This is a genomic window from Citrobacter sp. 21OH12SH02A-Citro (assembly GCF_027919895.1).
GTDB classification, from domain to species: domain Bacteria; phylum Pseudomonadota; class Gammaproteobacteria; order Enterobacterales; family Enterobacteriaceae; genus Citrobacter; species Citrobacter braakii.
In genome coordinates this window covers 77,372-95,923 of record NZ_CP114804.1, presented here as the reverse complement: position 1 = coordinate 95,923, position 18,552 = coordinate 77,372, and the positions used below count along the sequence as shown (strand labels likewise).

Annotated in this window: 21 protein-coding genes; 2 read left to right on the top strand and 19 right to left on the bottom strand. The window is 50.8% G+C overall.

The genetic code is table 11. The features are described 5' to 3' along the window. Positions 1-473: 473 nt before the first annotated feature. The 13 genes from O6D90_RS25715 to O6D90_RS25655 all read right to left on the bottom strand — a co-directional run bounded on the left by O6D90_RS25715 (position 474) and on the right by O6D90_RS25655 (position 7,565). Positions 474-686 carry a hypothetical protein gene (locus tag O6D90_RS25715; protein ID WP_006812558.1) on the bottom strand — a complete coding sequence of 71 codons (213 nt, stop codon included), beginning with the start codon at positions 684-686 and terminating at the stop codon, positions 474-476. Further along, positions 686-1,021 carry a hypothetical protein gene (locus tag O6D90_RS25710; RefSeq protein ID WP_023180917.1) on the bottom strand — a complete coding sequence of 112 codons (336 nt, stop codon included), beginning with the start codon at positions 1,019-1,021 and terminating at the stop codon, positions 686-688. Before O6D90_RS25710 ends, O6D90_RS25715 begins: the two co-directional genes overlap by 1 nt. Beyond that, a complete protein-coding gene (locus tag O6D90_RS25705; protein ID WP_004110036.1) occupies positions 1,018-1,197 on the bottom strand; it encodes a hypothetical protein in 180 nt (59 codons plus the stop codon). The genes O6D90_RS25710 and O6D90_RS25705 overlap by 4 nt, the downstream gene beginning before the upstream one ends. Positions 1,198-1,237: 40 nt before the next feature. Beyond that, a complete protein-coding gene (locus O6D90_RS25700; protein WP_004110038.1) occupies positions 1,238-1,513 on the bottom strand; it encodes a hypothetical protein in 276 nt (91 codons plus the stop codon). Between the two features lie 68 nt (positions 1,514-1,581). After that, positions 1,582-1,992, bottom strand: coding sequence for a DUF7238 family protein (locus O6D90_RS25695; RefSeq protein WP_270956662.1), 411 nt, complete (start codon positions 1,990-1,992; stop codon positions 1,582-1,584). Beyond that, positions 1,976-2,347 carry a DUF2591 domain-containing protein gene (locus tag O6D90_RS25690; protein WP_060453946.1) on the bottom strand — a complete coding sequence of 124 codons (372 nt, stop codon included), beginning with the start codon at positions 2,345-2,347 and terminating at the stop codon, positions 1,976-1,978. The genes O6D90_RS25695 and O6D90_RS25690 overlap by 17 nt, the downstream gene beginning before the upstream one ends. 162 nt (positions 2,348-2,509) lie before the next feature. After that, positions 2,510-3,340: an SPFH domain-containing protein gene (locus O6D90_RS25685; RefSeq protein ID WP_004110049.1), complete on the bottom strand. Its 831-nt coding sequence runs from the start codon at positions 3,338-3,340 to the stop codon at positions 2,510-2,512. 3 nt (positions 3,341-3,343) lie between these two features. Beyond that, the gene (locus O6D90_RS25680) at positions 3,344-3,544 is read right to left on the bottom strand and encodes a hypothetical protein (RefSeq protein ID WP_000589750.1); all 201 of its coding nucleotides are present in this window, start codon (positions 3,542-3,544) and stop codon (positions 3,344-3,346) included. 91 nt (positions 3,545-3,635) lie between these two features. Continuing rightward, positions 3,636-4,712 (bottom strand): recombinase RecA, encoded by a 1,077-nt coding sequence (locus O6D90_RS25675; protein ID WP_047722232.1) that lies wholly within the window; start codon positions 4,710-4,712, stop codon positions 3,636-3,638. Between the two features lie 2 nt (positions 4,713-4,714). Beyond that, positions 4,715-4,981 carry a hypothetical protein gene (locus O6D90_RS25670; RefSeq protein ID WP_000920226.1) on the bottom strand — a complete coding sequence of 89 codons (267 nt, stop codon included), beginning with the start codon at positions 4,979-4,981 and terminating at the stop codon, positions 4,715-4,717. Further along, positions 4,981-5,925: a 5'-3' exonuclease H3TH domain-containing protein gene (locus tag O6D90_RS25665; RefSeq protein WP_047722230.1), complete on the bottom strand. Its 945-nt coding sequence runs from the start codon at positions 5,923-5,925 to the stop codon at positions 4,981-4,983. The genes O6D90_RS25670 and O6D90_RS25665 overlap by 1 nt, the downstream gene beginning before the upstream one ends. Before the next feature lie 60 nt (positions 5,926-5,985). After that, entirely contained in the window at positions 5,986-7,014 is a 1,029-nt protein-coding gene (locus O6D90_RS25660; protein WP_047722229.1) for a hypothetical protein, read from the bottom strand. A gap of 119 nt (positions 7,015-7,133) precedes the next feature. Next, entirely contained in the window at positions 7,134-7,565 is a 432-nt protein-coding gene (locus O6D90_RS25655; protein WP_270956661.1) for a hypothetical protein, read from the bottom strand. Between the two features lie 245 nt (positions 7,566-7,810). Here O6D90_RS25655 and O6D90_RS25650 point away from each other — a divergent pair, with 245 nt between their 5' ends. Then, a complete protein-coding gene (locus O6D90_RS25650) occupies positions 7,811-8,401 on the top strand; it encodes a hypothetical protein (protein WP_270956660.1) in 591 nt (196 codons plus the stop codon). A 93-nt stretch (positions 8,402-8,494) separates the two neighbouring features. On the opposite strand, the gene O6D90_RS25645 is transcribed toward O6D90_RS25650, so the two are convergent. The 5 genes from O6D90_RS25645 to O6D90_RS25625 form a co-directional block, all read right to left on the bottom strand. After that, positions 8,495-8,938: a hypothetical protein gene (locus O6D90_RS25645; RefSeq protein WP_270956659.1), complete on the bottom strand. Its 444-nt coding sequence runs from the start codon at positions 8,936-8,938 to the stop codon at positions 8,495-8,497. After that, positions 8,935-12,453, bottom strand: coding sequence for a DNA polymerase III subunit alpha (gene dnaE / locus O6D90_RS25640; protein ID WP_270956658.1), 3,519 nt, complete (start codon positions 12,451-12,453; stop codon positions 8,935-8,937). The genes O6D90_RS25645 and dnaE overlap by 4 nt, the downstream gene beginning before the upstream one ends. A gap of 180 nt (positions 12,454-12,633) precedes the next feature. Continuing rightward, positions 12,634-13,869, bottom strand: coding sequence for an AAA family ATPase (locus O6D90_RS25635; protein WP_270956657.1), 1,236 nt, complete (start codon positions 13,867-13,869; stop codon positions 12,634-12,636). 95 nt (positions 13,870-13,964) lie between these two features. Next, positions 13,965-16,337, bottom strand: a complete 2,373-nt coding sequence (locus O6D90_RS25630) for a cobaltochelatase CobT-related protein (protein ID WP_270956656.1) — start codon at positions 16,335-16,337, stop codon at positions 13,965-13,967. A 109-nt stretch (positions 16,338-16,446) separates the two neighbouring features. Beyond that, positions 16,447-16,659 carry a hypothetical protein gene (locus O6D90_RS25625; protein WP_004110118.1) on the bottom strand — a complete coding sequence of 71 codons (213 nt, stop codon included), beginning with the start codon at positions 16,657-16,659 and terminating at the stop codon, positions 16,447-16,449. 264 nt (positions 16,660-16,923) lie between these two features. Here O6D90_RS25625 and O6D90_RS25620 point away from each other — a divergent pair, with 264 nt between their 5' ends. Next, the gene (locus O6D90_RS25620; protein ID WP_000224608.1) at positions 16,924-17,310 is read left to right on the top strand and encodes a transcriptional regulator; all 387 of its coding nucleotides are present in this window, start codon (positions 16,924-16,926) and stop codon (positions 17,308-17,310) included. Here O6D90_RS25620 and O6D90_RS25615 read toward each other — a convergent pair. After that, entirely contained in the window at positions 17,302-18,408 is a 1,107-nt protein-coding gene (locus tag O6D90_RS25615; RefSeq protein WP_050194546.1) for a tyrosine-type recombinase/integrase, read from the bottom strand. The two genes, O6D90_RS25620 and O6D90_RS25615, sit on opposite strands and share 9 nt — an antisense overlap. Positions 18,409-18,552 lie beyond the last annotated feature (144 nt).

The following is an 18,552-nucleotide window of genomic DNA, read 5'->3' as shown; positions in this document are numbered from 1 at the left end:
CCGAAGAGTAACCACTGTAGGCAGTAGCGCTCAAATAACGAAATAAATGTTAGTGGTTACAAACCTAGATGAAACAAGGGCTGCGAGGTTAGTGGTCACTGGGTATCTTGTTAAATCCACTCTCTATAGTGGTTATCGTTGTTCCCGTCGTTATTGGCTATCCACTGTGGAGAGCAGAATCGGTTGGCCGTATTTACTAACCACTGTAGTGAGTAGATATCCGCTGAAAACAGTGAAGGTTTACTCTCCATAGTGGATACCCGCTGGAGAACGCATTCCATCACTCTCTATAGTGGTTGTTTGCTGCGGATGAACGCCTGTTTACTCCCTACAGTGGATAGCGACGTCGATAATCGCCACTTTACTCACTACAGTGGATACCGGATGTCACGGCAGGCGTTTTACTCACTACAGTGGTTATGGACCGGATACGCACGCGGTGAGCTGGCTACTCACCGCAGTGGTTAGGGTTATCAGTGGATTTTCTTCAGCAGACCCCAGAGTGTCCCGGCCTTCGTCGTGAGCTTACCTGTTTCCGGATCGTACATGCGCCATTCGCGACGCTGGTGGACAATGACACCGTCCTCACGTTCCAGTCGCTCCAGCACGCCGGGTTGCTTAAACCCTTTGGCACGCCAGTAGCCGCTTGTTTTTTCGATTTCCAGACCTGCCAGTGTAACCGCCATCAACCAACCTCCTTGCAGTCATCGAAAAGGTAGCTGGCGTTCTTCGCGTGAACGCCGTAGACATCACCTGATTTGTTGTAAACGAACTTATCTTCACCCACGCCAGACAGTTTGCCGTTACGTTTGGTGAGATAGGGGGAAGACAGGACGCGATCATCGCGCACAACATAAAACTGTTCGCCGCTGTCCACAACCATCGCGCCGTAGCTGGCTTTGATGACATTGCGGATCACGTCGTTCTTCACTTCGGCCACTGACATCTCACACTCATAGACGTGCGTGTCCGCGTAGACAGGGAGGGAGAGCAGCGCCAGAGCCAGGGCTATTTTCTTCATGCCACGACTCCTTTGATAACGCCGAATGCTGAGTCGAATACCAGCACTACGGCCAGCGCATTAACCATCGCACCATTAACAGGCGCCAGCGCTTTACGGATTGCTCCGGTGAAGATGCAATCGAGCACAAAAGCTATCGAGACAATAAGTAATAAAGTGTCTAATACAGTTTTCATGATAGGTAGATACTAACTTATATATTTTTTGCTGTAAATATCACTCAAAAGTGCTGATGCCTAAGATACGCTCAAGATGAGCCGCGTCTTCATCGCTTACCGGCATCGTGTCGTCGACGTACCAGCAACTACCGTTGTGCCAACAAACACCGTCATCATCGACATACACAGAATCCGCATCCATGCCTGTGTACTCAACGAGATTGCGCTCAATTGCCGCTTGAATTTCTTCATCGTTCAGCCCATCACACTTGACCATGAACAACGGGTAAACGTCATAGTCGGTGCTGGCTGAAATGCGAACCAAAATCTTCATGTGTTTTCTCCTTGTTGGTAAGTACTTATTTATATTAATGTGCGCCATGCGGCGCACAATCATTGTGTTCAGGCTGGTGGAAAGAGCTTCTCCAGCGTGCGGTCGACAGCCTTATCAATGTGCATCAGATGCCAGACGACCATATCTTTGCTTCCCAGACCGCGGGTGTAGATCACGTCGAACTTACGCCAGGCGGCGTGAAACCAGTGCGGTGTATCATCAACCGGCAGATTCTCTCCAGCCTCTTTGAAGTACTTGAGCAGCATGGCCTGTTCAGCGGTGGGCGTCGGGCCAATCTCTTCCGCGTACATTCTGATGAAACGCTGCCAGTCGGCTTCATCTTCTGAAGGTTCCGGTGCGTTCATCTCTGCAATCGCCTCACGCAGCTGCGTCGCCCATTCTGGCTCCGGGAAGCCCTGGGCAATTTCGGTATCCACTACATCCAGCGCAGCGTTGGCCGCGTCATACAGTTTCTTCACGCTTTTTCTCCTGCATTAAAAGGAACACGGTCATTGCCGCTCTGAAAGGGTTAGGGTTCTGGATCAGATGTTGTGGCGTTGAGCTATCCACCGTTCTGTGGGCCGCTCTCCACTCGCCAGGCTGTCTGGCAGGGATTACGCCGATTCTGTGTCGGTAAATAATGTCCCACGCATCTTCCGGATCGTTACACCAGTCGAAGGTTCCGGCTCCGTTCGGGCCGATGGCGACCACTGCTGTGTAATCGCCTTCCTGTGAGCCTTTCCAGCCATATTGTGAGATGAGCGGTCGATGGCCGGTGGCTTCCGCGACCAGGCAGTTAATCTCAAAGTCCGTCATCTCGCTGTAATTTTTCATTCCCGATCTCCTTCTCATCCGTTGCCGAACAACTATGTGGCGTTGTCACTTTGTACTTCTACGGATGGTAATTCCGTATTAGTAACCAATTTGTTTTCTTATTGGTGATAATACGGAAATAAAAAAGGCGTCCAAGTGGACGCCGTATCTTTGAAAAGGCTGTTACTTCAACGCGATAAACGGAGTATTGGCCCCTTCAGTCATGTACTGAGGCAACTGGCCATTCCATTTGTTGATGGCTTCCAGCTCCATGACGTTCGGATTCTGACGTAATGCTTCACCGCGCAACTTGATGGCATCAGCTTCTGCTTGAGCACGCTTGCGGATAGCGTCGGCTTCACCTTCGGCTTGTTCACGCAGCATGTTCGCTTCTGCCTTGCGCTGTTCAACTTCCTGCTGGCGCTGGAGCGTTTTCTGGTTCGCGGTCACTTTGGCATTGATAGATTCGATGACAGTGTCCGGGTAGTCTGGTTTGCCCACCCATGACAGGCTAATAACCTCAATACCTACCGGTGACATTTCTGCCTGAATGTCTTTCAGCGCATTGTCGAGCAGAGACGCCTTGCCACCGTCGATGAACGTGTCGGTAGTCATGCGGCTGGCCAGACGGTTCAGTGAGTCCGCAATCTTCTGGCGCAGATCAGTGTCGGTAATGTCATCAACACCTTTGCGATAGGTCTGGAATACGGTAGTTACTTTGTCGCGATTAACCAGATATGCCACACCAATTTTGTGGCCGATGGCTGTACCGTCGCTCATCTGGAATGTGAACGGCTCATCGTAGGTTTTCATCTGTTTGAAAGTGGGGAAGGTGTACAGTTCGGTATTCAGACCAGTCCACTGACGGCCAACGCCGACAACTTCACCGATACCTTTGTCTTCACCCAATTTGTTTACCTTAATGCCAACGTATCCCGGTTCCACGCGATCGCAGCCGGTCAGACCCATTGTGCAAATAGCAGCCAAAGCCACCGCCAGTAAACCTTTCTTCATTACTTACTTCTCCTTAGTTTTATTGAGTGAGTTGATATACCTGCGGCCAGCTTTTAACAAGGCAACCGGGAAGACTACAGCGATGGCAAGTCCGATAAATAAGGCCAGATCGCTTTTAGCTGAGATAAGCGATGGAACCAGTAAACCGTAGATAAAGCAGACTGATATCACCGCTGAAACAGCCATGAGATAACCCTTGATCATGTGTTTCCTTTTGTCGTTTTGGTGCAGAAATGATAAGTAAGCACTTATATATTTTCAAGTATAAAAAAGGCGTCCAACGGACGCCTTGTGATTACGCTTCTTCTGTCTCTGCTGGGGACGACTCTTTCGCTCGCCGTTCGTCTATCGCCTGGAGTGCTGCGATGATTTCCGGGAGTGGCTTCTCGCGGTACATCTCGACGATCTGCGATTTGGTGTACTTCTTATCGCCAATTTCCACACGCCCGCTGGCGTTCTTGGGCAGGTATCCTTCCTCCAGCATGTACTCAACTAGCGATTCGATGACGTCCAGCCCGCGAGTCGGGTCGAAGTAGAATTTCCATGAGCATTTGCCAAACGGAGGCGCGACTTTGTTTTTAATGCACTCGGCGCCAACGTCCTGTCCGATCTTCTCTTTGCCATCCTTCATGACGGATGCACCCAGACGGATGCGCACCGACGCGTAGAACTTCGGAGAGTCGCCACCCGGAGACGTCGTCGGATCGCCAAACATCACGCCAATTTTGGTACGCACCTGGTTCAAGAAGATGATGCACGCGTTGTACTTACGCGCCCAAAGCGCCAGAGTAGGGAAGTTCGCACTCGTCGCGCGCGCCAGCGCCGTGTTGTCGTTCATGTTCAGCTGATCTTTGTCCTTCGCAGTGCCTTCTGCCATCTTGTCGAACTTCTCAGCCTTCGAGTTCGGAACCATCGACGCCAGAGAGTCGGCAACGATGCAGATAGGGGCTGTTTCCGGGATAAGCTCTTCGTCGCGCACCAGCTTGAGGATTGTGCCGATCAGCTCGACGGAGTCTTCGAAGGTATCCGGCTGTTTGTAAACCCACTGGCCGTCATCTTCGTCGGCGTTCAGTCCGTTCGCTACCGCCAGACCAACGTCGAAACTGTTTTCGTGGTCAAGGAATACGGCCAGACCATCCTGTTTCTGTGCTGACACCATCGCAGCCGTCGCCAAAAAGGTTTTACCGGCGCTTGGTGGCCCGAAGACTTCAACGATACGCCCACACGGAAAACCACCGTTGTAACGTCCGGAAATGGCTTTGTTCAGTGGAGGGAAACCGGAGTCAATCCAGTGGGAGACCTTCTGGATCTCGTCATTGCTGCCGATTTTCTTTTTCAGCGCCAGTGCCAGTGCGGATTTGCCTTTTGCCATGATTAGGCTCCTTTTGATTCGTTGATTCGCTTCGAAGCAGCGGCTTCGTCAAACTTGATTGCGTCGTGGTTCAGGTGTTTGGCGACGCGAGCGATGATCTTCACGACCTGCTCGCTGACCAGCGCGAACTCACGCTCAGTAGCAGAAATGCCAGCAGCGCCCAGAATGTTCGGCAGCGCCACCACAGCGTGCTCGCCGTGGCAGAAGACAATCTCTTTAGCCAGCATGGTTGGCGTAGTTGCCCCGCCATTAATGATGGATTTCAGCATCAGCAGTACCTCTCAAATGGCAGAACAAACACTTCCAGATCTTCCAGAAACGACTGGAAGTTCAGCTCGTAACACATCTGTTCGAAGGCATTCATGTCGCGTGCGCCTTTAATCGACTCGATTTCGCTGGGTGGGAATTTTGTGTCGATAAGGTTCATCAGCATCATGTTGCGCTTAAAGGCTTCGAGCATCCGGTAGCCCGTCTTCTCGTTGAAGGCGTTCTTTGCCAGCTTGTTGAATGCCGTCTTATAGCGACCTTTGTTGATGACAATGGAGCCGTCGTTAATGCCGCGTACCATTGCGGCCACGCTTCCCCATTCATGAAGCAGCTCTTTCGCGCCACCATCACCAATGCCGCCGACGCCTTTGATGTTGTCCGAGTTATCGCCCTGCAACGCTTTCGCTTCCAGAAACGCGCGTGGTGTTGGCAGACCTGTCAGCTCTGCGAACTGTTCGAAGTTCACCTGCTTGTGCTTGGCATCTTCACGCAGGCTTACCCAGCTCACATTCTCGCGAACCAGCTGGAGCCAGTCGCCATCGCCAGTCAGCAGGTAGATATGATCGACGGTCGGCTGCGGAGCCAGGCGAGAGACCAGCATTCCAGCCAGGTCGTCCGCTTCTGCGTCTTTTGCAATGAGTTGGTTAACGCCCAGCGCGGTCATCATTTTCAAGATGTACGGCTTCTGGATGGCAAAGCCTTCTTTCATCTTCTTCATATCCGGGTCGTCATCGCGATTCGCTTTGTACTCCGGGTAGAAGTCGCGACGTTTGTCGCTGAATCCATCCCACAAGATCATTGGGCGGGCATGGAGAATTGAGGCGTAACGACGAACGTTCTTCACGAAGCCAAAAGCCGCCTGAACTTCCATCTCGCCGTTGTGTAATTTGTCGGATTGCTGGTGGTAATAGCCCAGGCTGTTACCGTCCACAAAGAGATAATTCACCGGTACACTCCTTCCAAAAAGTAAGGCGTCCGTAGACGCCTTACTGGTCACGTTATGGGATTACAGAGCGTCCAGTTCAGCCAGCAGGTCATCGAGACCTTCGTCAGCTGGTACAGATGCAGCGGCGGCAGATGCTGAAGCACTTGCAGCTGCGGCGGCTTCCGGAGCTTTAACTTCTTCCGGTTTAGCTTCCGGTTTGAACTCAGCTTCAGCGGCACGCAGGATCTCTTCATCAACCAGGCTGGTGGACTCTGGAGCCGGAGTGTGTGCTGTAGCGACAGCAGCTGCGCCTTCCGTATGGCCAGTGATAGAGCCAAAGCCTGGCAGTTCAGCAGCAGCTGATTTTGCAGCGGAAGAAATGGCCGGAGAGGACATTGTTGCTGCCGGAGCCGCGATACCAATCAGACGACCCATAGTGCGAGCCGTAGACAGCAGACGGGTTTCGTCAGCCTGGTTCGCGTATGCGATCAGATCGTGTTGGGTAGTCCAGAGCTTCTCAGGAATGTCGCCTTTGTAGACTTTACGTTTCGGGGATACGTCGTACTTGGTGTCACGACCGGAACCGGTACGCTTAATCAGGAACGCATAGCCTTCTTCTTTGCTCAGTGGGTTGCCGATATCATCCGCAATATCTTCGGACATCACTTTGCAGATATCGTCGAAGACCGTAGACGGCAGCTCAATCAGCTGGCATTTCTCTGCGTCCGCAAAGTCTTCACGCGCAGACAGAACACCGTTGACCAGATAACGCGGTGTGGCACGCATACTGTTAATGCGCTCTTCCATCGCTTTATTGCCCTTAAAGCGAGCACGACCTTCCATAACCATCTCACACAGCTGGCAAGCGTGGCCGTGGGTGTGCTGTTCGCAGATGTAGGCAGTGGTTACATCTTTGCCTTCCTCATTCTGATGCTTAACGTAGTGCATACCGAAAGTCTGGAAGAACACGCCATTAGGGTCGTCCTTGTTCGGAAAAATGCGCAGATAGTTATTGCCGTCTTTCAGACGGGTCAAATCAACGTTATTGCCACGTTTAGAAGCAATATCGCCACGGGTCTTGTTAAGCAGATCAAGTAATGACTTAGACATGTATTTCTCCTTGTTGTGATTGTGGCCATTGGCGCTATGCGCGTTGGGCGTTCGTTTATTCGTGGCTCTTTCGAGCGAGAAGAATGATAGATCAGTACTTACTTACGATCTAGCATAAATTAACGGGAAGAATGGAAACGTTCGGCGCCCAAACGTTCAATCTCCACGATAGCCATTTTGGACGCCTGGACAATCATGTCGCGGCGGTGAGAGAAGGCGGCTACAGCGTGCTTGTACAGATCTGCAATGTGCCGGGCATCGTCGAGTTTCTGGCGCTTTGCGAGGTATTGCGGGTTGGTTCTAACCTTCGCCTCCAGTACGGACTCATTAAACCTAATGCCGTTCATACTCAGGTTCTTACGCTCATTGTCGTAGATTTTCGCCTCAATCGCATCGAGAGAGAGTTTTGCATCTGCGACCTCGCGTTCTGCCCACGCCAGCTTAGAGCCGTATTCCATCAACAGACGCGGTTGCTGACGCCAGACTTCTTCAAGATTGTCGCGGTCGAACTCCAGATCGGACATGATTTTTTCGTAGATATCGGTGCTCATTTTGATAGCCTCTCACTTATTAATGTGTATTGATTATAGAGATTCAGTTAACGCTAATCCAAGATAGACCGTTATGCTATCTGCTCGAACAACTACTTCTTAGGGCTTGTTAATTGCTGGAGTCTCTCCTATTGTGTTCGTGAATTTTAATTGAAAGAAATATGGATTTTGAAAGGGATAGAGCCTTCATGTTTCCGCACGGTATTTATCATTAATTATTCAAATTAAAAGGAAATGTTATCATCATGTTTGATATTTATAATTTATTAAAGCAAATAGAAGAGAATACGAAACCTGATAATTCTGCTATTTGGATTGCTATAATATCTTCAATATCAGCTATTGCAGGCGCTGCTATTGGTGCATTTTTGTTATATCGAGGCACAAACAAGCAAATTAAGTCTGCTGCTGCTACTGAAGATAAAAAATTAAAAGCAACTATAATTACCGCAGAAAGACTTCGTTGGCTTCAAGAACTAAGATCAAGAAGTAGTGAGTTTTATGCGAATCTCGATATGAATTACAGCTTATTAAAACGACAAATAAATCCGCAGACAACCCCGGCATATCAACAAGCTGGGGACGAGTTGGCGAAAACTGTAATGATTGAGTGTAATCAGATAATTTTGTTACTTAATCCAAAAAAACATAATCAACAAACAATGCGCGATAAATGCAATGAGGCTCTTACTTTTTTTCAGGAATGTGTAGAACTAAGAAATAGAGGTAGTTTTAATTTTGATGATGTAAAATACGCAGAAATAAAAAGTCAGTATTTTAATGCCTTGACAGAAATTGGCGTTGAAACATGGAAGCAGATTAAAGAATTAAGTTAGCATCTTACTGGTGTAACATGATTAATAACAATCTCTGCGGTAAGTCTTAAGCTGTTTTCAACAATAAGGCTCGCCATCCGGCGAGCCTTATAATTAAGCGACTTTCTTCCCAAAAATGTTGGATAGCGTGACTCTGGTCTGGCGCTTCAGCCTGTACTGTCTCACATCGCCAATCTTGTTCACTTCCATAAACTCTTTGGCCACCTTCAGCACCAGCCGATTGCGGAACACTTTGAACGCCTCCAGCTGTTCCTCTGGGTTATCCGATTCGTAAATCTCCAGCAGATACTGGCACGCCTTCGGATCTTGCGTTTTAAGCGCCAGCGCTCTGGCACATTTACGCAAACGTCTGACTTTGTCGGCACCATCCAGCCCGGCGAACGCCAGCGCCAGATCTAACGTGACCGGGCAGTCGATGATTTCCCAGAACTGCGACCGCATGGTGGCCGCAACTGCTTTATCCTGAAAATCCGCTGGGATAGCCGCCAGCGCTTGTGCAATCTTCTGTGCCTCGTTCATGGTGTTCTCTTTATTCATTTGCTAATAGTCTCCGCTACCTCTGCCAGAATTGCCTCCAGCTTTTCGCCTTCTTCTGGGCGAAAGTACAAAATGTTCGGGTTAAATCCGTAGAAAACGGTCACATCCAGCTCTGGCAGATACTCTTTGCGTCCAACCAGGTCGGATGGTTTGCTCTTGTTGTTGAAGAGTGACGTCGCCCGGCTGCCACACGTCAGCACATAGGTCGGACGCACCAGATTGATCTCTTCACGCATAAAGTCGGTGAACTGGCCGATCTCGTCTTTGGTGTAGTCCTTCTCTTTGTCCTTCACCTTTTTGTACACGCCGGTGACGTAGAGATCGCCCATGCGCAGATCGCCTGCAGTAAGCAACTTCGCCTTAAAGTCGTCGTAGCCGTTCTCCATGAAGTAGCCGGTACGCCCATCATTGCCGTTCGCGTTGTCCAGAATGACCATGATTTTCGGCTTAATGCCAATGCTTGGGCGGATCAGGTCGTCTCCCAGACCCATTTCGGCCGCCATGCGAGTCATCAGTACATTCACTTCAGCAGAGCGCTTAGGGTTCATCTCGAACGGTCGAGAGGCTTTTACAGCGTCGATCACCAGATTGCCCATCAACTCTGCCTGGTCGCGCAGTCGTTCCGGATCTGTCGCTGGCAGACTGCCAGGCTCAATCGATGCGAACGCACCTACTTTTTGCAGTGACTCGCGTACCCGGCTGTTACACGCACGCTTCTCGACCGCTTCCTCAAATTGCTCAAGTGACTCGAATTTGCCGCCAACTTTCTCACGCGCTCTCATGATGGCCTGGCATCCGTTCTCAGAGCAGCCTTTCACAGCAGAGAATGGCGCATACAGTACCTGGCTGCCGTCTTCCAGCGTGCGGATCTCAATTCGGTTAGACGACACGTTAACATCTGGTGGCAATACGCGAATGCCATAGGTCAGCGCATCCTTAACCAGTCCCTGGTGCTTATCCTCGCCCAGAATGGTGAGCGCAGCAGCGAAGAACTCAGCAGGGTAATGTGTCTTTAACCACATAGACTGATATCTGATCAGCGAGTAGGCAACGGAGTGTGATTTGTTGAACTGATACGCACCGTTCTTCTCGAAGGCATCCCAGATCTCCTTAGCTTTCGTCTCAGACAAGCCCGGTTGTGACCCTGTAACGCGTACAGCAGCCATAGGCAATTTCACACCTGTCTCCAGCGCTTCTTCGACCGTCCGCAGTGCGCCGTCCTCACATTTGAAGTGTTCCGCGCGGTGAATGCGCTGCGTTGTGCCGTCTTCCATCTCAACGTCGATCCAACCAGCTTGAGCCTGAACGACGAACTTCTCGCCCATGCTCTTCATCTTTTCCATATCCTTTTTACCGATCGCTTTACGCACACCATCTGCTTCGGCCATCGTGAAGCCGGCCAGCAATCGTGTCGCGTTCATCGTCTGTTCCTGATACAGAATCACGCCGTTGGTTTCCGCGGTAAGCTCGTCCAGTACCGGGTGCAGCGACTGTGGAGCCATGAAGCCTTTGGCCACGGAGACATAGTCGTCCAACATGCCTGATTGAATCGGGCCAGGTCGGAAGAGTGCGGTCGTGGCGACAACGGTTTTGAAGCTCATTGGCTCAATGCCACCGCCCAGATCTTTAAGCAGCTTGCGCATGGGGCCGGACTCCAGCTGGAATACGCCCTGCGTGTACCCTGCAGCGAACCCATCCAGAACCTTGCGATCGTCCAGTGGGATAGCATCGAGATTGATGTCTTCCCCGGTACTCTCTTTGATGTAGCGTTTCGCGCTATCCAGCAGATCGAGCGTTGCCAGACCGAGAACGTCCAGCTTAATCAGCCCCATCGCCTCGCAGTAACGTTTATCGAACGCAATACAGCGAGCATTGCCACGCAGCTCTACGGGCGTGCGCTCTACCAGTGGAACGCCAGCGACGATCATCCCCGCAGCGTGACGACCAAAACCACGCATCAGGCTTTGCAGCTTACACGCCGCTTTGAACGCTTCCGGGTTTTTCGTGGCGTATTTGTCCAGGCTGGCCAGTTGCTCGCGCAGCTCTTCCAGAGACAGGCTATCGTCTTCCAGATTCTTGAACTCTTTTGATACCGCCATATCCGCAGCGTCGACACCGTAAATACGCGCAGTGTCACGCAGCGCCGAAGCAGCGCCCAGATAGGTGAAGTTCGGAATACCGGCAACGTAATCTTCACCATAGCGTTCATTCAGATACTCGATCACCTCATGACGACGTGCCTGGCTGAAGTCCAGATCTGCATCCGGCAAGTCGAGACGTTCAGGGTTGATGAAACGCTCAAACAGAAGACCGTGACGGATAGGATCGACGTTGGTTATGCCGATGCACCATGCCACCAGAGAACCGGCAGAGGAACCACGACCTGGCCCGACAGGAATGCCAGTTTCACGGCTGTGATTCATCAGGTCGCGCACCATCAGGAAGTAGCCACAGAAGCCCAGGCGGGTCAGTGTGTCCATTTCGTACTTCAGGCGATCAACATACACACGGTGCTCAGAAGCCGGTGGTGTGTAGCCAAACTCTTTGGTAGTAAGACGCTTACGCAGCCCCGCGACAGCCAGCTTCATCAGCGTTGCAGGCTCGTCGTCTGCCATCTTGGGCAATGCTGGTGGCAATTCATGCCAGCGCCATGTGCAGGCTTCGATAATGGTGTCCTGCGTTGTTGAGGCCATTGCAGCTGTTACCGGTACATCCATGCGAACGGAGAAGGCTTTCAGCGCTTCAAGGAGATGGCGGCGACCATTAACGGCGTTATCTCGCTGGTGGGGAATACGCAGACGATGCGGCTGGTCGATTTTGATGTTGTTCGTAACCATGTGCGCAATGTCTTTAATGTCAGCGTCGTCGACCGCTTCGTAATAAGCGGGATAGAACGCCACTGTCTCTATTTTCAGTGCGCTCGCCACTTTCATCGCCCGGACGTTAATCTGGTCGTAGAATGGGGTAGGGTGCGGATAAACCACGCTGTAGAAGTTATCGCGTCCTCCAGCTGTCACCAGCGTCCCGATAATCTTTGCGAAGTCCCGGCGCTGGAATACACTGCCAATGTCAGACGTCAGCAGGATGATGTTGCCTTTGGCATATGCGGCCGCCAGCTGGTCGAGTGCCAGACGCGGGACAAAATAGAATTGCTCGCGCTTGTTCGCAAAGGTCATCAGTTCGCACATGTCGCGATAACCTTGCTCATTCTTTATCAGTGCCGTGAAGCAGTAGCTGCGATCACGTACCAATGATTCCATACATCCACCTGACTCTTTCGCAAGGCGGGCGCGGTGCTCGTATGTCGGATCGTCGACAACATTCAGCTTAACACCACAAATAACCGCCATGTCGTCGCCAGCGGCACGCTGCAGGGGGATCACACTGGCAATGTTCATGCTGTCAGCGGAAATGACAGCGGTGTAGCCAGCGTCTCTCGCGATTTTTACCGCGTTTTCTGCTTTTAGAGCCGACTCTCCCAGGGAGAAGTCAGTTCTGACCATCAGAGCCTTCATGTGTTTTTACCTTTCTGGTTTTCTTGATTTTGTCATTGGGGAAGCCAACGAACTTCCCATACATCGAAATCGCAACCTCTTTGGCTGACTGGTGGCACTCGGGCCTATCCGGACACGCCAGACAAGCCCGGCCAGTTTCAGACGCTGCGATAAGAGAGCCGAAACATCCTTTACGCACGATTAACCGAAGATCTTCTGAACCACTTCACGCGCTGCCTGTGCAGACGTGGATGGAAGTTTATTGATAAACGACTTTTCGATGCCGGCAGAGAAATCACCGCGCATCATTCCGATTTTTGCGGACAGCAGCAGCTCGCGAGGGCCGATTGGCTGGCTGATCAGATGCTGTTCATAACCTTCACGGACAAGGTTCGCGAATTTCACCATCTTCTCGGCGTATTCGCGGATGACGCCAGCCTCAGCCAGCATGTTGACTTCAGCCTTAGTGCTCATGTACTTCACGTTCGAAACAATGCCGAAGCGCGAGAAGTTCGCCGCGTTCTGGATGTTCGTACCTTGATAGAGACCCGTTTCGTCGCCAGAGCCGTTAGTGTTGCCAGTGCCAATGAAGGCAAAGCGTTTATGCGGAGTGATACGGCGCCAGTCCGGAGTTGCCTCTTTGATGATCAGCGGCTCTCCTTCAAGAACTGGCTGGTACACACCCAGAATCTGCGGGAACGCGAAGTCATATTCATCAGCGAGGTACACCCAGCCATTTTTCATCGCCAGCGCCAGCAAACCCGGCTCGAAGTAGGTGGAGCCATCGCGAGCGAGGATCTGGCCTGTAACGTGTGCTTCTTCCATAGACGCCGTATGCTGGGCGCGGATCAGTGGTCGATTCAGCAGGGCGCATAGCTGCGTAGGAAGAGAAGATTTACCGGTTCCTGCATGACCCCAGAGATAGCCTGGGATTCCGATTTCCAGCATCATGAAGATGTCTTTAATCAGGTCGAAGTCGCCATACACATAGTTCTTCTTCGCTTCCGGTACGAACTCCGGATATGGCGTGTTGACGTTGACTGTCACCTGTAGTGGTTTTCCGCGTGGCGTTCCCAGCTCTTTGAGCGTTACGCCAAGCAGCTCGTGCGCGGCCACCAGTTCGGTCTTGTATTCGACCGTTCCTGCGTAGCCCGGATGTGCGCTAATGTCCGCCACTTTTCCTTCACCTGAATGCTTTTCGGCACGCTTCTCATTGAGTTTGGCCAGTGCCGTGCGAGAGATCGTTGGTTCATCCGGAAACGCAGTGGTGTACATTTTCACCACCTCGTCCACGTCCATACCTTTCGCGGACTCAGGAATGCTCTCGCAGCGGCCCATAGAGATATGGGATTTCAGGTAATGAAAGGATTTGCCACACCACTTGCAGACGATGGCTTCCGGCAAATGTTCTTCTTGCTGTAGTGCAGTAGCGGTCATGTGTTTTTCCTTACTGTTTGTCGTTCGTGGGGTATATCTTATATAATATATTAGGCTGTATAGTAAGTGATTACTTATTTTTGCGGGTAAAGCTATTACCCAAGAATGATACGAGATAGCTCTGTGACGACTGACGGCCCTAACTCTTCTACGCTGTTTACCAGTGCGTAATTTTTGTAGTAACGCCGTGGTGCGTCGGTCAGAACGCCGATAGCCATCAAATCGATGTCACTCAACGTCTCAATTTCTTTGGTGACGGTTCGCAAATGCTGATGGAACCCATCGCCTGCAGCACATGGCGCCCCGTCGCTCATAACCAGCATGATCTTCTTGTCCTCCATTCGCCCTGCAAACAGAGTCGCCAGCTGCGCGACGCTCTCACCATCGACGTTATTGAGCAGGGGGAACGTCTCACACACGCAGCCCATGCGGGCGCGGATCTCTGGAGAGTTAGCTTTCTCATTCCAGTTTTTGATAATGGGCAGCATTAGCGCCTCGAAACGAGTAAACCCGCGCTTCGACATGGTTTCATAATCCGGACTACCAAACGTGGTAAAGCCGGTGATGATGTTAGGCACATTGATACGATCCAGTGCATCCGCAATGGTGTAGGCGCTGGCGAGTGCCAGTTGAATCTTCCTGCCGCCCATTGAGCCGGACAAGTCGATCACCTGCTGGACGCACGCATTCACGGCTCTGTGGTCTTCTTTCTTGCGGAATACGCGGTCGTCGTTCATTGCCAGACGATACAGGTTCGCGCCATGTATCCGCCCACGTCTCTGGCCTGGGATAAACTGAACTCGGTTGCGGCTGGCGATAGCTCGCTCCAGGTCTTTGGCCAGAGTCGAAGAAACGCCTGCTGACAGATGTTTTTCGATTTTCAGTTCAAAGAGCTTTCTGCCTTCCGGAACCATGCGGTAGCGATCGACCGGTGAGTGCATTGGGATTGCGCCGAACGTCTTTCTGGTGCGCTTTACATGCTCTTCAGCCTCATCAATCAACCCGATAAAGTCGTATGAACGATCGTATGGGCGATACTCAGAAAGTGAGGTACTCATAAGCTCTTTGCTGATGGTGGCCGACAGCGCGTCTTCGGTCATTTCGCCTGTTCCGTCTTCCATCTCGTCGAGCGCCTTGAGTGCTTCCTCCAGAGTCATTTCATCCGGAGCGGGAACAAAACCTGACTCACTGTCTTCAGGCGCTTCCGCGGCATCTTCATTTTCTTTGCCTTCGCCGTCTGTGTGATCGGCTGCGTCATCTTCCTCTTCCTCTTCTCCTTCTCCTTCGGACTCCCCGTGACCAGCATCAGAGTCTTCGCCGTCATCACTATCACCATCGCCAGCGGCGCCAGAGCCATAACCATCGGAGTCATCGGCGTCTTCGCGAATGCCATCACCAAGCGTTGGAGAGCCAGTGTCATCACTACCACCTTCGTCATCAGAATCACCTGATTCCATGCCGGCATCATCGGATTCTGGGGTGTCTCCTGATTCCTCTTCGCCTGCTTCTGTATATTTACTTTCTGTATCACTAATTTCTTTATCTTCTGTAGGTAAGTCCCTATCTACTGATTCAGGCAAATCAGAACCCCCAGACTCTTCCTCTTCTGAGGCATCATCTTCTTGTTCTTCCTTGTCGTCGTCTTCGCCTTTGGTACGCTTTGGTGCTGATTCACTATGAGTCGGTTCGTCACCGGCTTCTGGGGTTTCCTCTGACTCATCCTCACTCTTCGACGGCTTCCTAGCAGACGATTTCAGCTCTGGTAATTTGCCCTCTGGCTTGTCTTTCATATCCTGCATGATTTGGGCGATAGCAGCTGCGACCTTCACACAGTCTTCTGTGTTCGACATATTGCGAACGGCCACGTCGATCCCATGCTCTTTGAGCAAGGCTACAGGCTTATCGATGAGGTGCCAGTGTTCTTCCATAAAGTCGATGAAAGGGCTTTGGCCATCCCAGGCGCGGACGACTGGGCAAAGGAAGAATTTCAGGAACAATTCACGCTTGTTGCCGTGGCAGATTGAAACCGCCTCTGACACTTTGCCCTTGAAGTATTTGTCGATCACCAGGTTCTGTGTGGCCAGCAAATTGCGACGAGTTCCGTTGAATACCTGTCCCATTCTGCGTTCAATAAAAACGTCTTCCAGCGCGTTCCAAAGCCCGGTAGACGGAGCCTTTCCTTTCTCGCGCATCTTCATTGCGACTTTCGGATCAGTAAAGAGGATATGGGCTACCTCATGGTCGAGAAAACCACGCACTGCGTTCATGAGGGTTGGCGATGCGTCGTCAGGTATAGATGGGATATTTACCAGCACTGGTTCGCCGCGCCGGTTGTAGCGGACATATGCTTCATTGCCTCGCTCTGCAACAGGTATCTGTTTACCTGAAAGCATCGCTACAACTCGTTTTACGCAGTCGCGGAAGTCCTGTACCTCTTTCAGCACAGATCTGGTCATGGCTTTGGACATGAGAATTTCCTTGTTATTAAAACAATTTGTTTTCTGATGTGCGTAATTTATCACTGTACGAACAGGCGACTAAGCTGTTCGTACAGGCTTCTATCGGCAGGAATGTGTTTTAAATGGTTCTCACGGCTAGAGAGCCGCAACCAGTATTGATGAGAGTGAAATGTTTATTTTTTAGCTCAAAAGTGAAAACCGTCGTATCAACCATCTCCACGGGAAGCTCTTCGGATTCCAATTCCGTCAGGATCGTCGCCACGCCATCCAGTCCAATCGCATACGCGTGTCCAACCTCAAGGGCGGTCAATTTAGAAGTTATATTTTTCATTTCATATCATCCAACTGAACACATTTGAAAGTTTGGCAATACTACTACCTATTGTATCAATATGGAATGCGTCTATATCAGATACGTCTTACTTTTGCCTGTAAGCTAATAGTGACAAATTGCCTAAAAAACATAGTATAATAGCGGTGCTCCAGGGACTTAGTACCTATCGAAATTAAATAGATAAGTCTTTACAACCCTGGCCTTTGCTGTAATATCAGTAAGCACTTACCAGAGATAAACAAAACACGCAAGGTTCACTACATGGCTACCAACGAAACAGAGATCAAACAAGGTCGCTACGCAGCTTACATTGACTCGTTAATCACAATCTCGCCTAAAAGTCAGGCCACCATTGCCAAAGAGGTTGGGTACAAGAACGCCAACAACCTCTCCCTCATTAAAAGTGGCAAAATCCCTCTGCCGGTAGATAAAGTTCGAGCTTTAGCTAAAGCGCTGGATGCAGACCCGGTTCGACTGATGCTGATGGTTCTGGAAGAACGCCACCCTGAGTTACTCGAATTTTTTCGCGAAGAGGGAACTGCACCTCTCTCCGCTGATGAAAAACTTGTTCTAGAAGCGTTCCGTAACCGTTTTAACGGTCAGCAGGGCGCATCAGAAAAGGTGGTCGAGGCCATCAAGTCACTGTGAGAAATTTACACGAATAAGCTCGGTGGCTAGACGATCTCCCTTGAATTTGTGGTCTATCTCGTCTAAGTCTGTTTGATTAACGATAGATGCGATGTACGCTGAGAAATTGTTCAAGGCGTCTCGCATCTCATCCATATAATCGTGGCGATCATAGACGCGATCTATCCCTTCAAGGCTGTGGTTCATAATCTTACGAGCAACTTCCTGATTGATCCCCAGCGCGGGGAAATAACTACGCGCTGTACGTCTCAGGTCGCGTGGAGTAAATGACTCAACCTCCATCAACTCAGGTCGTTCTAGTATCCTTCTCAGTGCTTGGGCGATGGCCACCTTAGACATTGGCGTATCCACGCCCTTCTTCTTATTCGAAGGAACGAGCCACTGGCTGCCTTTCCCGTACTCGAACAACTCTTCCACGCATTGACGCATCAATGGGCTTAACGGCAGCGCGTGCTGTCTGGCTGATTTGTTTCGCGTACCTTGATTCCATACATCACGTTGAAGGTTGAACTCATCCTTTCTGGCCCGGAGCACTTCATCGGGTCGTCTGGCAGCAACAAGACAGAGCCTTGCCGCCCACTTTGTGCCTTCGCACACATTGAAGTAATCCCAGACGTTCCAGAATACCCAGACCTCGGCGTCGGTCAGCTTACGTTCGCGCGGTACTGGCTTTGCGCCACCGGCAACTCTGTTGAGCGACATATCATTCAACGGTGATGTATCAATCAGCCCCTGAAAGGCGCACCAGCTCAGGAACTGTTTCATCAGGGAGAACACACGTCTGCCCTGGACGATCTTGCCTTCCAGTATCAGCGGATTCACCAGCTGGTTGACCAAGACCCTACTTATATCACTTACCTTTACTTCAGAGATATGCGGCATTACATGTATCAAAACACAATGAACAGCTATTTCAGGTCGACGCCTCGTTATCAGTAAAGATAAGCGAGTGAATAACATGAAGGCGGAAGAAAACGACATGTCTCCGTCGAATTTGGCGGTCGACATTGCCGACAAACCGGAAGCGCGTTCGAGGTACTCGATGGCTTCCCGAGAGGTGTTTTCTGCTGCGCGTGCTTTATCAAAGGTGTTTTTCATCGTCCACTCACTGAGTGAAGCCTTTTTACTGTATGTATAAACAGTATATTAGGCATAAGTTTTTGTATGATCAACCATAAAATAGCCTGTTTTGTACAATGATTCCATACTTAATAGGTATGGAATCATTGCGGCCCTGAAATT

Bases quoted from the DNA above. Each gene is read 5' to 3' on its own strand.
- O6D90_RS25715 (WP_006812558.1), bottom strand. From the start codon at position 686: ATGGCGGTTACACTGGCAGGTCTGGAAATCGAAAAAACAAGCGGCTAC.
- O6D90_RS25710 (WP_023180917.1), bottom strand. From the start codon at position 1,021: ATGAAGAAAATAGCCCTGGCTCTGGCGCTGCTCTCCCTCCCTGTCTAC.
- O6D90_RS25705 (WP_004110036.1), bottom strand. From the start codon at position 1,197: ATGAAAACTGTATTAGACACTTTATTACTTATTGTCTCGATAGCTTTT.
- O6D90_RS25700 (WP_004110038.1), bottom strand. From the start codon at position 1,513: ATGAAGATTTTGGTTCGCATTTCAGCCAGCACCGACTATGACGTTTAC.
- O6D90_RS25690 (WP_060453946.1), bottom strand. From the start codon at position 2,347: ATGAAAAATTACAGCGAGATGACGGACTTTGAGATTAACTGCCTGGTC.
- O6D90_RS25685 (WP_004110049.1), bottom strand. From the start codon at position 3,340: ATGAAGAAAGGTTTACTGGCGGTGGCTTTGGCTGCTATTTGCACAATG.
- O6D90_RS25680 (WP_000589750.1), bottom strand. From the start codon at position 3,544: ATGATCAAGGGTTATCTCATGGCTGTTTCAGCGGTGATATCAGTCTGC.
- O6D90_RS25675 (WP_047722232.1), bottom strand. From the start codon at position 4,712: ATGGCAAAAGGCAAATCCGCACTGGCACTGGCGCTGAAAAAGAAAATC.
- O6D90_RS25670 (WP_000920226.1), bottom strand. From the start codon at position 4,981: ATGCTGAAATCCATCATTAATGGCGGGGCAACTACGCCAACCATGCTG.
- O6D90_RS25660 (WP_047722229.1), bottom strand. From the start codon at position 7,014: ATGTCTAAGTCATTACTTGATCTGCTTAACAAGACCCGTGGCGATATT.
- O6D90_RS25655 (WP_270956661.1), bottom strand. From the start codon at position 7,565: ATGAGCACCGATATCTACGAAAAAATCATGTCCGATCTGGAGTTCGAC.
- O6D90_RS25650 (WP_270956660.1), top strand. From the start codon at position 7,811: ATGTTTGATATTTATAATTTATTAAAGCAAATAGAAGAGAATACGAAA.
- O6D90_RS25645 (WP_270956659.1), bottom strand. From the start codon at position 8,938: ATGAATAAAGAGAACACCATGAACGAGGCACAGAAGATTGCACAAGCG.
- dnaE (WP_270956658.1), bottom strand. From the start codon at position 12,453: ATGAAGGCTCTGATGGTCAGAACTGACTTCTCCCTGGGAGAGTCGGCT.
- O6D90_RS25635 (WP_270956657.1), bottom strand. From the start codon at position 13,869: ATGACCGCTACTGCACTACAGCAAGAAGAACATTTGCCGGAAGCCATC.
- O6D90_RS25630 (WP_270956656.1), bottom strand. From the start codon at position 16,337: ATGTCCAAAGCCATGACCAGATCTGTGCTGAAAGAGGTACAGGACTTC.
- O6D90_RS25625 (WP_004110118.1), bottom strand. From the start codon at position 16,659: ATGAAAAATATAACTTCTAAATTGACCGCCCTTGAGGTTGGACACGCG.
- O6D90_RS25620 (WP_000224608.1), top strand. From the start codon at position 16,924: ATGGCTACCAACGAAACAGAGATCAAACAAGGTCGCTACGCAGCTTAC.
- O6D90_RS25615 (WP_050194546.1), bottom strand. From the start codon at position 18,408: ATGAAAAACACCTTTGATAAAGCACGCGCAGCAGAAAACACCTCTCGG.